The 14,641-nt window shown below is 67.8% G+C and carries 11 protein-coding genes; 8 read left to right on the forward strand and 3 right to left on the reverse strand.

The features are described 5' to 3' along the window. Positions 1-12 precede the first annotated feature (12 nt). The gene (locus L8K25_RS14830) at positions 13-597 is read left to right on the forward strand and encodes a hemerythrin domain-containing protein (RefSeq protein WP_242139761.1); all 585 of its coding nucleotides are present in this window, start codon (positions 13-15) and stop codon (positions 595-597) included. 15 nt (positions 598-612) lie between these two features. Here the strand turns inward: L8K25_RS14830 and L8K25_RS14835 are convergent, their stop codons facing one another. After that, on the reverse strand, positions 613-1,914 hold the full coding sequence (locus L8K25_RS14835) for a sigma-54 dependent transcriptional regulator (RefSeq protein WP_242139762.1): 1,302 nt from the start codon (positions 1,912-1,914) through the stop codon (positions 613-615). Next, the gene (locus tag L8K25_RS14840; protein WP_242139763.1) at positions 1,911-3,632 is read right to left on the reverse strand and encodes an ATP-binding protein; all 1,722 of its coding nucleotides are present in this window, start codon (positions 3,630-3,632) and stop codon (positions 1,911-1,913) included. Before L8K25_RS14840 ends, L8K25_RS14835 begins: the two co-directional genes overlap by 4 nt. Before the next feature lie 227 nt (positions 3,633-3,859). On the opposite strand from L8K25_RS14840, the gene L8K25_RS14845 reads away from it, so the two are divergent. From L8K25_RS14845 to L8K25_RS14870, 6 genes are all read left to right on the forward strand, one after another. Next, positions 3,860-5,209, forward strand: coding sequence for a dicarboxylate/amino acid:cation symporter (locus L8K25_RS14845; protein ID WP_242139764.1), 1,350 nt, complete (start codon positions 3,860-3,862; stop codon positions 5,207-5,209). Between the two features lie 17 nt (positions 5,210-5,226). Then, a complete protein-coding gene (locus L8K25_RS14850; RefSeq protein WP_242139765.1) occupies positions 5,227-6,720 on the forward strand; it encodes an alginate export family protein in 1,494 nt (497 codons plus the stop codon). Beyond that, the gene (locus L8K25_RS14855; protein ID WP_242139920.1) at positions 6,686-8,338 is read left to right on the forward strand and encodes an NAD-dependent malic enzyme; all 1,653 of its coding nucleotides are present in this window, start codon (positions 6,686-6,688) and stop codon (positions 8,336-8,338) included. Before L8K25_RS14850 ends, L8K25_RS14855 begins: the two co-directional genes overlap by 35 nt. A gap of 51 nt (positions 8,339-8,389) precedes the next feature. Continuing rightward, complete coding sequence (locus L8K25_RS14860; protein WP_242139766.1) at positions 8,390-9,118, forward strand: extensin family protein; 729 nt, start codon at positions 8,390-8,392, stop codon at positions 9,116-9,118. A gap of 182 nt (positions 9,119-9,300) precedes the next feature. Further along, positions 9,301-11,490, forward strand: a complete 2,190-nt coding sequence (locus L8K25_RS14865) for an EAL domain-containing protein (RefSeq protein WP_242139767.1) — start codon at positions 9,301-9,303, stop codon at positions 11,488-11,490. 133 nt (positions 11,491-11,623) lie between these two features. Continuing rightward, entirely contained in the window at positions 11,624-14,056 is a 2,433-nt protein-coding gene (locus L8K25_RS14870; RefSeq protein ID WP_242139768.1) for a hypothetical protein, read from the forward strand. A 50-nt stretch (positions 14,057-14,106) separates the two neighbouring features. Here the strand turns inward: L8K25_RS14870 and L8K25_RS22725 are convergent, their stop codons facing one another. Then, complete coding sequence (locus tag L8K25_RS22725) at positions 14,107-14,235, reverse strand: hypothetical protein (protein WP_277923657.1); 129 nt, start codon at positions 14,233-14,235, stop codon at positions 14,107-14,109. A gap of 150 nt (positions 14,236-14,385) precedes the next feature. Between L8K25_RS22725 and L8K25_RS14875 the strand changes: the two genes are divergently transcribed. After that, entirely contained in the window at positions 14,386-14,586 is a 201-nt protein-coding gene (locus tag L8K25_RS14875; RefSeq protein ID WP_010214848.1) for a hypothetical protein, read from the forward strand. Positions 14,587-14,641: the final 55 nt, after the last annotated feature.

The following is a 14,641-nucleotide window of genomic DNA, read 5'->3' on the forward strand; positions in this document are numbered from 1 at the left end:
AAGGCTCCGGGCATGGCAGAAGATCTAGACGCCTGGTTGCTCGCCAACAGGCTCGGAATCCCCGACACGATCGCGTATCTGCGCGAAACCTACCCCGCGCCGACGTGGCGGGAGCATCATAATTTCGGGGAGCTTGCCGACTTCTGGCTGCGGGTCCACGCAAGTCTGCGCGAACAGGGCGGGCAGTTGCAGAAGATCACCGAGGCGTTTCGCGAGGGCACCCTCGACGCGACCACGTTCCAGCGGACGTTCGTCCCGCGCTTCAACCATTTCCTGCGGCATCTCGAAGGGCATCACCAGATCGAGGACTCGGCCTATTTCCCCAAGTTCCGGGCGCTCGATCCGCGAATGCAGACCGGTTTCGACTTGCTGGAGAACGACCATCAGCTGATCCACGGGGCGCTGCTCTCCGCGCTCGAGCATGCCCGGCTGGTCGTCGCGGCGCTACCCCGCGGCGCGGATTCGGTGCGGAGCGCGAGCGACGACTATGCCGACTCCACCAACCGGCTGATGGCGTTGCTCGCGCGGCATCTGGCGGATGAAGAGGATCTGGTGATCCCGGCGATGCTCGAACATGGCGAACGCAGCGTCGGCTGACGCACGCCCGTCCCGTTACCCCGCCCGCTTCAACGGACCGAGCGCGATTCCCAGCCGTTTCACGCGGTAATAGAAGGTCTTGCGCGGGATACCGAGCTGTTCGATCGCGGCGCCGACCTCGCCGTTCGCAGCCCCCATGGCCGCAATGATCGCGGCGCGTTCGAACGCATCGAGCCGCGTGGGCAGGCTCTGCGGCCGGTCGTCCGGCGCGGCCACCGCCGCATCGAGCCCAAGCACGAAGCGTTCCGCGAAATGCGCGAGTTCGCGGACATTGCCGGGCCAGTCGTGCGTCGCGAGATGATGTTGCGCCGCGCCGCTCATCGCCGGCACCGGCTGGCCCAGCCGTGCGGCGGATTCGCCGACGAAATGCGCGAACAGCGGCACGATATCCTCGCGCCGTTCGCGCAGCGGCGGGATCCGCAGCCGCACCGCCGCGATCCGGTAGAGCAGCGCGGGGGCGATCGCATCCTCGCGACGGGCGCCTTCCTCCGCCGCGGTCGCGATCACGCGCAGGTCGATCGGGATCGTGTCGCGCGCGCCGGGCGTAACCAGCGCGCGTGCCTCGACCAGCGCGGTCAGCCGCGCCTGCAACGCGCGCGACGCCTGGTCGAGATCGTCGAGCAGCAGCGTCCCCCGGCTCGCCGCGACGACGCTGCCGCTGCCGACCCGCGCGAACAGGTCGCCGTCGAGCAGCGCATCGGGATAGGCCGCGCACGCCACCCCGAGCAGGCGATGCCGCCGCCGCTTGCCCGCCGCGTGGATCCTTCGCGCGAGCAGCGCCTTGCCGGTCCCCGTCTCGCCCTCGATCAGCAGGTCGATGTCGGCGTCCGCGAGCGTCGGGATCATCGCGCGCAGCCGTTCGATCGCGGGCGACTGACCGATCAGCCCATCGTCGGCCTCCGCGAGTGCGGCGGCACGCAGCGTCCGGTTCTCGAGTTCGAGCGCCCGCGCCGTTGCCGCGCGGGTGACGGCGGCGACCAGCACGTCGGGGTCGAACGGCTTGGTCAGGAAATCCCATGCCCCCGCCTTCAGCGAGTCGACCGCCATCGCGACATCGCCGTGCGCGGTGATCAGGATCACCGGCAACGTCGGGTCGCGCGTGCGCAGCAGATGGAACAGCTCGGTCCCCGACAGCAGCGGCAACCGGACGTCGGTGACGACCACGCCCGCAAAATCCGGCGTGATCGCCGCGAGCGCGGGCGCGGCGGCGGGATAGGCATCGACCGCGAACCCGGCGAGCGCCAGCAACTGCGTGGTCGAGACGCGCAGGTCCTCGTCATCCTCGATCAGCGCGACGCGGGGCGGCGTGCTTGTCATGGCGCGCGCCGCAGCAGGATCTCGAAACAGGCGCCCCCGCCCCCCGGCACCAGGCGGAGATGCCCGCCGAGATCCTCCATGATGTCCTTGGCGATCACCAGCCCGAGCCCGAGTCCCGCCGCCCGACTGGTGGCGAACGGCGTGAAGAGCCGATCCGCGATGTCAGGCGCGATGCCAGGCCCGTTGTCGCGGATCTGGAGCACGACCGTGTCCGCGCGTCGGTCGAGCGTCACCACGATCCGCGGCGCGTCCACCGTCGCGACCGCTTCGGTCGCGTTTTGCAGCACGTTGACCAGGACCTGCTCGAGCCGGATCCGTCCTGCGACGACATCGAGGCCCGCCGGAAACGTCGGCCAGTCCACCGCCACGCGCGACAGGCGGTCGCGCAGGATCAGTTGCGCCCCCTCGATGACGTCGGTGAGCGCGACCGGACCGATCTCGCCGCTCGCCTTGCGCGCGAATCCGCGCAATTGGGCGGTCACTGCGCCGATCCGCTCGGTCAGCCGGGCGATCGCCCGGAGGTTGCCGCGGACCTGCTCGGTCGCACCGCGGTCTAGCAGGGTCTCGCCGGTCGCGGCATAGGTGCGGATCGCGGCGACCGGTTGCGCGGTCTCGTGCGCAACGCTGGCGGTGACCTGTCCGAGCGTCGCGAGCCGGTTGGCCTGGCGCAACGCCTCGCGCAGCGCGCCCGCCCGCGTTTCGAGCGCGGCGCGCTCCTCGATCTCGCGGCTGAGCGCGGCGGTCCGGTCGGCGACCGCGCTTTCGAGCAGGCTGGTGCGCTCGGCGCGGCGGCGCGCGCGCGACCAGGCGCCATAGGCCAGACCGATCAGCGCCAGTGCCAGCACGCCCGCCGCGGCCGCCACCGCGCGCGCGACGTCATCGACCGCGAGACGCGTCGATTGCGCCAGCGTCACCCGCCAGCCCGCGAAATCGGGTGCGGTCTGCTCGACCAGCAACGCGCCGGGGATGCCGGCGATGCGGATCAGCCCGGCGCCGTCACGCTGGAACGGCACGCCCCGCAGCGCCGCCGCACCGCTCTCGCGCAGCGCACGCTGTCGCAATGCTGGGGACAGCGGCCGGGTCGTCGCGAACCGCCACGCCGGGCGGCTCGCGATCAGGATCAATCCGGCGGGATCGGTGACATAGGTCACGCCCCCGGCGGCCGCCCATTGTCGCTCGATCGCGGCGAAATCGAGCTTGACCACCACCACCCCGCCCGCCGCGGTGCGCCGCGCGAGGTACAGCCCCGGGCGGTTGCTGACCGTCCCCAGCGCGAACTGTCGGCCTTCCCCCCGGCGTCGAGCATCCTGGAAATACGGGCGGAAGCGATAGTCGCTGGCGACGAAGCTGTGGCTGCTGCGGAAATTGCTGGCGGCGATCGCGTGGCCATCGGGGGCGATGACATACATGGCGGCCGCCCCGGTGAGCGCCGCCAGCCGTTCGAGCTTGCGATTCAGCGCATCGGTCGCCCCCGCCCCCCCGGCCAGCGCGGCGACCACGTCGCGGTCATCGGCCAGTGCCAGCGGAAGGAGCCGGAACCGGGCGATCTCGCTCGCCAGCAGCGCCGCGCGCAAGCGCGCATCGGCCGCGACCGACGTCGCCAGCCGCGCACGTGCGCTTTGTTCGACCGCGGTGCCCGTCCCCCAACCGACCGCGACCGCCAACAGCAGCGCGACGAGCAGGATCGCATATCGCTGGACGGGAAACAGCCGGGCCATGCGCGACTGTACCAGCCTCCCTGTCATGTGCAACTTTCGGCACACGGGCGTGCACTGCGCGCCCAAAGTCGGCACACCGCGCTAACGCGATGATGCGTAAGCCATTGTTTTTGTGTCTATATTCGACTCGTCGCATTTACGCCCCGGCCGCAGCATCTTGGCGGCAATACTGCAACCACAGGTATCGCCGCAGAGCAGAACCTCGCGACCCAGAGGATGAAGGCCCCATGACCATTTCGATTCCCGCCGCTGGCGACCAGCCGCCCGTCGCCCCCAAGCGCTGGTATGCACAGCTCTATTTCCAGGTTCTGACCGCGATCGTCGCGGGCGTGCTGCTCGGTCATTTCGCGCCCCACGCGGGCGAGGCAATGAAGCCGATCGGCGATGCCTTCATCAAGGCGGTCAAGATGGTGATCGCGCCGGTCATCTTCCTGACGATCGTGACCGGCATCGCCGGGATGCGCGATCTCGCCTCGGTCGGGCGCGTCGCAGGCAAGGCCTTCACCTATTTCCTTTTCTTCTCGACGCTCGCGCTGATCATCGGGATGATCGTCGCCAACGTCGTCCGCCCGGGCGCGGGGCTCAACATCGATCCAGCCTCGCTCGATACGTCCAAGATCACCGAATATGCCGAAAAGGCGCATGAAACGACGCTGACCGGCTTCCTCACCAGCATCATCCCGGACACCTTCCTGTCGGCGATGACGCAGGGGAACATCCTGCAGGTGCTGTTCATCTCGATCCTGTTCGGGATCGCGCTCGCGCTGATCGGCGACCGCGGCACCAAGGTGGTCGACCTGCTCAACGACGTGTCGATCGCCTTCTTCCGGCTGGTCGGCATCGTGATGCGCGCGGCACCGATCGGTGCGTTCGGCGCGATGGCATTCACGATCGGCAAATACGGCGTCGGCACGCTCGCCAATCTCGCGACGCTGGTTGCCACCTTCTACGGCACGTCGCTGCTGTTCGTGCTGGTCGTGCTCGGGCTGGTCGCGCGGCTGACCGGCTTCTCGATCATCAAGCTGATCCTCTACCTCAAGGCCGAACTGCTGCTGGTGCTCGGCACCTCGTCGTCGGAAAGCGCACTGCCCTCGCTGATCGAGAAGATGGAACGCGCAGGCTGCCCCAAGTCGATCGTCGGGCTGGTCGTCCCCACCGGCTACAGCTTCAACCTCGACGGCACCAACATCTACATGACGCTGGCAGCGCTGTTCATCGCGCAGGCGTGCAACGTCGACCTGACGCTCGGGCAGCAATTGCTGCTGCTGAGCGTCGCGATGCTGTCGTCCAAGGGCGCGGCGGGCGTGACCGGCGCGGGGTTCATCACGCTCGCGGCGACGCTCTCGATCGTGCCGTCGGTGCCGGTCGCGGGGATGGCGCTGATCCTCGGGGTCGATCGCTTCATGTCCGAGTGCCGCAGCCTCACCAACTTCATCGGCAATGCGGTCGCGACCGTCGTCGTGTCGAAGTGGGAGGGCAAGCTCGACGTCGCGCAGCTCAACGCCGCACTCTCGGGCAAGGTGCTTCCGGCGCCGGCCCTCTCGCCCGCCCCTGCCGCGCTTAGCGTCGCCAACTAAGCGCCAAAGGACTTTCCATGACGAAACTTTCGCGGCTGCGCGCCGCCACGGCCATCCTCGTGCCATTCGCCGGCCTCGTCCTCGCCCCATCGTCGGCGCTCGCGCAGTCGAGTTCGGTCGAAAAGGCCCCCGCCACCCCGATCGCAACGGGCTATCCCGCCGCCGGGTCGGGCGATGGCGCCAACGCCAACGGGTACAATTTGTCGCGCTGGGCCGAGGACTGGCGCGGCATGGCGGACCCGGCGAAGCGCGACGATCCGCTCGACCGGCTCAAGTTCTTGCCGCTCGACCCGAATGGCGACATCTACCTGACGCTGTCGGGTGAAGCGCGGCTGCGGATCAACCACACCACCAACCCCAATCTGCGCGAGAGCAAGGCGCAGCGGCAGGACATTCTGCGGATCGTCGGCGGTGCCGACCTGCACTTGGGCTCGCATTTGCGTGGCTATATCGAGGTCGCGCATGGCGGGATTTCGGGTGTCGAGCTCGGCGCGCCCGCCGCGACGCTGCGCAACGATCTCACCGTCCAGCAGGCGTTCGTCGAGGGCGACGTCGATATCGGCTCGGTCCAGCTCGGCGCGCGCTACGGGCGGCAGGAATTCACCGACGGCCCCAACCTGCTCGTCTCGCAGCGCGACAACAACACGATCCGCTATACGCTAAACGGCATCCGGCTGTGGGCCAAGGGCAAGACCGTCCGCGCCGACCTGTTCGATCTCAAGCCGACCGCATACGGCGATCTCGGCACCGAGGACGACGTGAGCGATCCGGCGCGGCGCTTCTCGGGCGTGTCGCTCGGCTTCGCGGTGCCCAAGACCGCGTTCGGCGGGTCGAGCCTGTTCGTCGATCCGTTCTTCTGGCGGCGCAAGAATTCGGTCGGCGCCTGGGGCGGGCGGATCGGCCCGGCGGAGCGTTTCTATGCGGGCGTCCATGCGTATGGCGATGCGGGGCCGCTGACGATCGACTGGACCGTCAACCATCAATTCGGCACCTATATCGACCAGCGGATCGACGCGTGGCAGTTCTTCGTCGCGCAGACCTACCGCGTCGGCAAGGCCAAGACCGCCCCGCGCGTCGGCGCCCATTTCGATTATTCGAGCGGCGGCGGCGGCTATGGCGGGCGGACGCTGAACAACGCCTATGCGCCGTTCGGCAACAACATCTATTACAGCTATCAATTGTTCCTGACGCCGTCGAACCTCGTCACGCTCGCCCCCAACGTGACCGTATCGCCCGCCAAGTCGCTCCGCGTGACCGCGGAATATGCGCTCAACTGGCGCGCGAATGTCACCGATGCGGTGTACCGCGCAAGCGGCGCGCCATTCGTTGGAACGCAGAACTTCCGCGCTGCGCGGATCGCCAACGTCTCGCGGTTGCAGGCGGTGTGGGCGGTGACGCCGCGCATCTCGGTGACCGGGCGCTACGAGCATCTCGCCGCCGGGCCTGCGCTCAGCGACGCGGGCTTCAAGAGCTCCGATTTCCTCGCCGGCTGGATCAGCCTGCGCTTCTAAGAGAAGGACCCCCGTCATCGCTCCCGCCATCCATGCTGCCGCGCGCGCGCTGCTCGCCGATCCGCTGACCAACAAGGGCACCGCCTTTACCGAGGCGGAGCGCGATGCGTTCGGGCTGCACGGGCTGCTCCCGCCGCACATCGGGACGCTGGAAAGCCAGATCGACCGGCGGACGCGCGCGCTCGACGGGATGGCGGACGATTTCCACCGTTATGCCTTCCTCCGTGAACTCCAGGATTCGAACGAGATCCTGTTCCACGCGCTGGTCCAGCGGGACCTGCCGCGGATGCTCCCGCTGATCTACACGCCGACCGTCGGCGAAGGGTGCGAGCGGTTCAGCGAAATCTGGCACCGCCCGCGCGGGCTGTTCCTGAGCTACCCCAACCAGCACCGGATCGCGGACATCCTCGCGGACCCCGCGTTCGACCGGGTCAAGGTGATCGTGGTGAGTGATGGCGAACGCATCCTCGGGCTCGGCGACCAGGGCGCGGGCGGGATGGGCATCCCGATCGGCAAGCTCGCGCTCTACACCGCGTGCGCCGGGCTGCATCCGGCGGAAGTGCTGCCGATCCTGCTCGACGTCGGGACCGACAATGCCGCGCGGCGCGATGATCCGTTGTATGTCGGCTGGCGGCATGCGCGAGTCCGCGGCGACGAATATGACGCCTTCCTCGAGAGCTTCGTGACCGCGGTCTCCGAACGCTGGCCGAACGTGCTGCTGCAATGGGAGGATTTCGCGGGCCATAACGCGCATCGCCTGCTCGATCGCTATCGCGACCGACTGCTCAGCTTCAACGACGATATCCAGGGGACCGCGGCGACCGCGCTCGGCACGTTGCTGTCGGCGATCCGGCGGACCGGCGGCGCGCTGGCGGACCAGCGGATCGTGCTGTTCGGCGCAGGCGCTGCGGGATGCGGGATCGGCGAACTACTGGTGCGCGCGATGGTCGCAGATGGCCTGAGCGATGGCGAAGCCCGTACGCGGATCTGGGCGGTCGATCGCGACGGGCTGGTCGTCGCGGGCATGCCGGGGCTGACCCCGTCGCAGACGGCACTCGCGCGGCACGAGACCGACATCCCGATCCCGCTCGACCTGCTCGGCACGGTCGAGCGGATCCGGCCGACCGTGCTGGTCGGCACCTCGGGGCAAAGCGGCGCGTTCGGCGAGGCGGTGGTGCGCGCGATGGCGGCGGGGGTCGAGCACCCGATCCTGTTTCCGCTGTCCAACCCGATCTCGCGCGCGGAGGCGCATCCGACCGACCTGTTCGACTGGACCGACGGTCGCGCGATCGTCGGCACCGGCAGCCCGTTCGGGGTCGCGGGCGTGACGCAGGTCAACAACGTCTTCATCTTCCCCGGCGTCGGGCTAGGCGCGCTCGCCGTGGGCGCGCGCTGCGTGACCGAAGGCATGTTCATGGCGGCCGCACGCGAACTGGCGACGATGGACGGCGAAGGCGGCACCCTGCTCCCGCCGATCACCCGGTTGCGCGACATCGCGCTACGCGTCGCGACCGCGGTCGCGCGGCAGGCGGTGGCGGAGGGCGTCGCGCCCGCGAACAGCCCGGCGCCGACCGAGAGCGATATCCTGGCGACGATGTGGGTCGCGCGCTACGACTGAAGGGCGTAGGCCGACGCAGCCAAAGCTGCCCGTGCGGCGTTGCATTGCGCTATGATCGTGGCGACTGCCCTCCGCTGGTTGCGTCATGTGGCAACGCTCGCACTCCTCGTCGCGCTCGCGCTGGTCGTTTTCCTGGTTGTCCGCCCTGCGCCACAGGATCTGCCGTGGACGCCCCTTCGGCTGGACCAGCCGCCCGGGCTGTTCACCGGGCGCAAGCTCGCAGCGTTGGGGCGCGACGCGCCTGCCTGTCGCGCGCTGCTGCGCGATGCAGGCCTGAAATTCGCTGCCGTGCCGCCACATGGCAGCGATCAGTGCCGCATGCAGGACAGCGTGCGCATCGTGCCGCGGCAAGACATGCTGGTGCTCAGCCCAACGGTCGCCACCGCCTGCCCGGTCGCCGCCGGCCTGCTGCTCTGGCAGGCACAGGTGGTCCAGCCCGCCGCGCAGCGCCTGCTCGGGACGACGGTGGCGCGGATCGAACATCTCGGCAGCTACTCGTGTCGTCGGATGTACGGCCGATCGGGTGGCAGCTGGAGCGAGCACGCGACGGGGAACGCCATCGACGTCAGCACATTCGTGCTGGCGGACGGACGACGCGTGTCGGTACTGCGCGACTGGTCCCGCGACGATGCGCGCGGACGGTTCCTGCACGCGGCCCGCGATGGGAGTTGCCGTATCTTCGCGACCGTCCTGTCGCCGGACTATAACGCCGCACACCGTGACCATCTGCATCTCGACGAGGCAGACCGGGGCGACTTGGGCTGGCGCGCCTGTCGCTGACCGGCGAAGCAGCCGCAAGGCGCGCGATGACGCGACGTTGCGCCGGCCCTGAAAAATGTTTCTGCCACCGTCCAATTCATTAGAAAACGTTTTAAATATTCTTTATAAAAGCTTTTGTTAATAACTAGGTAATTTGAGCCGGCCATGGTCTTGGCGCGTAAGGCGGATGTCTGGATAGAAAATTGTTTCACGACGATGACACTGGCGGCGATGAAACGGGTCGTCTTGCCGCGCTCCATCGCTACGATTTGTTTGGCAGTCCGCCGGAGCCTGATTTCGACAAGATGACCGCCCTTGGAGCGGAATTGTTCGAAGCGCCGATCTGCGCGATCGTCCTGGTCGCCGAAGATCATCTGTGGCTGAAATCGCATCATGGGACGGATTTGACCATCCTCGCCAAAGCAAAGTCGTTCTGCAGCGAGGCGATCGGCGATAGCGCGCCGCTGCTGGTCGCGGATGCAACGACCGATCCACGTTTTGCACATAGCGAGCTGGTGCAGCTTGCCGGTATTCGCGCTTACGCCGGCGCACCGTTGACCACCGCCGATGGCCATCGGATCGGGACCTTCTGCGTGCTGGACACGATCACGCGCCAATTCACCCCGCAACATGCCGCAATGCTGACTCGCATGGCGGGCATCGTGGTCGACCTGTTCGAGCGGCGTTACGGGGACCGCGTTTCGGAAATCCTGGCGCCCTTCGCGCAAGGCGCCCACATGGCGCTGATCACGACCGACGCGGCCGGCCGCGTGTCGTTCTGGAACGTGGGCGCCGAGGAGATGTTCGGCTATAGCCGCGCGGAAATGACCGGGCAGGATATGGCGCGGATCGTTCCGCCCCGTTTTCGCGGTTCGCATCCGGACGGTTTTGCCCGGGTCGCGGCAGGCGCGGAATCGAACCTCGCGGGCCGGCCGCTCGAACTCATGGCGCTGCGTAGCGACGGGTCGGAATTCCCGATCGAATTGTTCCTGACCATCTGGCGCGGACCGCTTGGCGTCGGATTTGGTGCGCAGATTCAGGACATTTCGGAGCGTCGCAGTCGCGAAGAGCAGCTCGAATATCGCGCAAATCATGACCCGCTCACCGGCCTGCTCAACCGCACGGCGTTCAAGGCGTGCGTGTCCGCGCATCTGCGCAAGAACGCCAGTGCTGCGGTGATCGTGTTCGATCTGGACGGGTTCAAGACCGTCAACGACGACCTCGGCCACGCCACCGGCGATGCGCTGCTGCAGGCGCTGGCGCTGCGCACCCTGGCGTTTACCCAAGAGGGCGAAGTCGTTGCGCGGCTCGGCGGGGACGAATTCGCGTTGCTGCTCGCCGACGGCAGCGAACTGGGCGCCATTCGGGAGCGTGCCAAGACGTTGCTCGAGCTGATCAATCGTCCGTTCGCGGTCAACGGATACCAGTTGAAGCTGGCCGGCAGCGTGGGGATCGCGATCGCGCCCTTGCAGGCGCGCGATACCGAAGCGTTGTTGATCCGGGCCGATCTTGCGTTGTTCAAGGCCAAGAACGATGGCGGAAGCCGGTACCGCATCTTCGACACGGGGATGGAAAAGCAGCTCGCGGCGACCCGCGTGTTCCAGGACGAACTCCGCCACGCCTTTGCCAAGCAGCAGTTCGAGCTCCATTTCCAGCCGCAAGTGAGCCTGGCAGACGGCCGCCTGGTGGGCGCCGAGGCCTTGTTGCGCTGGCGCCATCCGACCTTGGGCCTGCTCTTCCCGAAGGCATTCTTGTCCATTCTGGAAACCCATGCGCTCGCCTTCCAGACCGGCGGGTGGGTGCTGGACGAAGCCTGTCGCACGCTCGCGCAATGGCGACTCGCCGGGCTTTCGGGGATCCGCATGGGGGTCAACCTGTTCGCCGCGCAGCTCCATGCCGGCATGCTCGTCGAAACGGTCGAAACGACGCTCGCGCGGCACGGCCTGGCGCCGGCGGACCTGGAGCTGGAAATCACCGAGACGATCGCGTTGCGCCAGGATCGGCGGGAGCTCGATCCGCTGCGGACGCTCCATATGCGCGGCGTCGGGATCGCGTTCGATGATTTCGGAACGGGCTTTGCATCGCTCAGCGCGCTGAAGACCTTTCCGCTGTCCCGCCTCAAGATCGACCGCTCGTTCGTCCAGGACGTGGTGAGCGACGCCCATAGCCAGGCGATCATCAAGGGCGTCGCGACGATCGGGCGCAATTTGGGGATCAACGTCATCGCGGAAGGGATCGAGACCCGCGCGCAGGCGGAGGCCCTGCGCGAGGCGGGCTGCGATGCCGGCCAGGGGTTTCTGTACGGACGCGGCGTCCCGGCGGACGCCTTCCTGGCGCGGTATCTCGACAACCCGCGGTCCTATGCCCGCGCATTGGACGAGGCGGAGGCCTGAGCGCTTGCCAACCTTTCGCGCGTCGCAGCTTAGGACCGGAATGCGACGCCCTCTTGCGCCGCGCCGCACAAAAGCTAAGCCCCCGCAACGACACGAGCCTTATTGTGAACACACGTGGGAAGCAGGAGATCTGATGCATTTCAGAGCGATGCCCAAATCCATGCTGCGCCGCGCGCGATGGCTTGCCCTCACCTGCACCGCGCCGCTGGTCGGACTGTGCGCCACCTCGTCGACGCAAGCGGCGTCGTCATCCTTCGATCTGGTCGGCCCCAAGGTCGAGGTCACGGTCAAGCATGGCGCGGTGACGCTGCCGCTCGAGTCGGTCCCCAATCTCGTCGAGGGCGATCTCGTTTCGGTCAAACTCGATTTGCCGGAGGAGCAGACCGAGGGCTTTCGCATCGTGGCGGGCTTCCTGCGCGGCGCGATCGACCGGCCTGCCAAGGACTGGTTTCACGAGGCGCGTAGCTGGAAGGGCAAGGGCGCCGATTTTTCGCTGACCGTCCCCAAGGGCGCGCAACAGATGGCGCTGCTCGTCATTCCCGAAAGTGGCGGTGGCGCCAATGCCGTGATCAGCACGGTGCGCAAACGCCCCGGCGCGTTCGTCCGCGCGGTGCAGGAACTCAACCAGGCGACGCTGGACCGGGCCCGGCTCGACGCCTTCCTGCGCGAAACGCTCAAGGCCGAACGGCAGAACCCCGAAAGCGTCTCCGCCGCCTCGCAGGTGCTGACGCGCAGCCTGTCGATCAAGCTCAAAGCGGAATGCCTCCAGCAACCCGCCGAGCTGCAGGCCGCCTGCCTGACCGGCGACCGCGAGACGTTGTTGCTGGCCGACACGCACAGCTCGGCACTGGCCTCCACCCTCGCTGGCGCGCCGACCGATCTCGCCTTCCAGCTCAGCGCGACGCCCCAGGCAGGCTACGGCTCGTACAGTTCGTACATCGGCGTGGTGCGCGACATGTTCCGCCTGCTCGGTGCGTTCCAGTCGACCCAGCTGCAGTTCATCCCGGCACTGGCCCAGATCGGCAACGGGCGCGCGACCCTGCTGCTCAACACGCCCCTGTCCTTTGCCAAGCCGACGTCGGTCATGGTCGTCGCGATGCCCGCGATCGAGGCTGCAAAGCCGCCCCCCTTGCGTCCCTCCACGCCTGACATCGCGCTGTGCGCATCCCCCGACATGGTGTTGCCGGTCGAGGGCGCACCGTTGATCTACGCAACGCAATTCGCCCGCGAGATGGCGTTGCGGCTGAAACGTCCGGACGGGACGCTGGTCGACGTTCCGGTCCACGCCGAGGCGCGCCGCGGCGGCTATGTGCTGGACGGGCCCATTCCGAACGGACCGTTCGGCGGCGCGATTCCGGCGCAGCTGCATGGCACCTGGGGCTTTACCCCGTTTGACGGGCCGAACTTCGCCTTGTCCAACCCACTCGTCAACAGTTGGAAGACGGCCGAGGGCACGTCGCTCGTCGTCGGCCGCGCCAACGATGTCGAGATCCTCGGCGGCGGCGCGGGATGCGTGTCGCAGGTTTCGGTGCGCCGGGGCGACGGGGCGCCCCGGCCGGTACCGTGGAAGCAGGCGGGCACTCGCGGGATCGTCGCGACGCTGCCCCTCGAAAAAATGGCTCCGGGACCGGTCTCGATCGTGATCGAAGGGGTCGCCGGATCGACCCCGGCCGTGGTGACGCTGTCCGCCCTGCAGGAGGCCAGCAGCGTCGACGAACTGTCCTTCCACGCGGGGGATGGCGAGGCGATCCTGACCGGTGCCCGGCTCGACCAGGTGCGCAGCATGACGATGGGGCCGATGACGTTCCATCCCGGGGGTTTGACGCGGGTCGACAATCAGGACCGGCTGACGCTGCTCGCGAACGACCCGGCGCAGGCGCAGACGATCGGCGCGGGAACCAGCCTGACCGCGGAAGTGACCTTCAGCGCAGGCCGCCGCAAGACCATGCCGGTGACGATTGCCGCACGCCGGACCGGAGCGGTGCTCGTCCGGATCGCGGGCCAGACGCCCGCGCACGACGGCACCATCCCCATCGTCATGCGCGACCCCAACGTGTTCGCGCAGGACGCACGGATCAGCTTCGCGTTTCACAAGGATGCGATGGAGCCGCTCGACGGCCAGGAGTCGATCGAGGTCGCGACCGCGGACGGGCGGGCATCCGGAATCATAAAACCCGGCAAGGGCTATGATCTGCAGGACGCGGCGACCGGGATCATCGCGTTTTCGCCGATCGAGGCACTGGGCGCGCTGGCCTACGGTCCGGTCCGATTCCGGGTCTGGCATGACGACATCGCGTCCAACTGGACGCCGCTGGCAACGATCGTACGCTTGCCCGACATCCGCTCGGTCAGTTGCCCCGGGCGCGAGCGCTGCCAGATCGGCGGGGACCGGCTGTTCCTGGTGAAAGCGATCGGCGCGAGCGAACAGCCCGATTCGATGCAGGCGATCCCCGACGGCTTCGTCGCCGCCAAGATCACCACGCCAGCGAGCCGCGACGGTCGGATCTATCTCCAGTTGCGCGACGCGCCGCAGGCCTTTGCGACGGTGTCCACCACGAACCGGTAGCAGTGCAGCATTGGTGCGGACGATGAGGATCCTTCCCCATCGTCCGCGGCTCAACCGAACCGGATCACGACCAGGCTGGCATTGTCGCTGTCATCCCGCGCCAAGGCGTTGGCGACCGCCGCACCGGCAATGGCAAGGATCGCGGACGACGCCGCCCCGGAAGATACAAAACGCTGCACGGCAAGCGACTACGCAGCAAAGGATACGAGTCAGTTGATCGAAACACGGTCGGATCGACGCCTTGTCGGATGAAGCTGTCGAAATGGCGGGGCGTGCGGACGCTATCCGGGTCTGGACAGGCGGGCGGAAGGACCGGTAACGCCGCGCGGATGAGCATTACCGCAACGATCATGAACACGGCCACCGGCCAGCCCATCCAGAAAATGGTATTCGGCCGGATGCCCAAGCCGTGGGTGTCCTTCAATCTCGAGACCGGCGAGCTCGTCACCGCCGACCGCGTCGAAGTCGGCAAGCCCGCGCCGGGCAAGTTCGCGGTGCCGGTGGCGGTGTGGGTCACGCCCAAGGGCTGATTCGCCACCCCTCAAACGACAACGCCGGTCATGGCATCAGGACGCATCTCGCGGT

The sequence above is a fragment of the Sphingomonas sp. TREG-RG-20F-R18-01 genome (assembly GCF_022662475.1).
Classification (GTDB): domain Bacteria; phylum Pseudomonadota; class Alphaproteobacteria; order Sphingomonadales; family Sphingomonadaceae; genus Sphingomonas.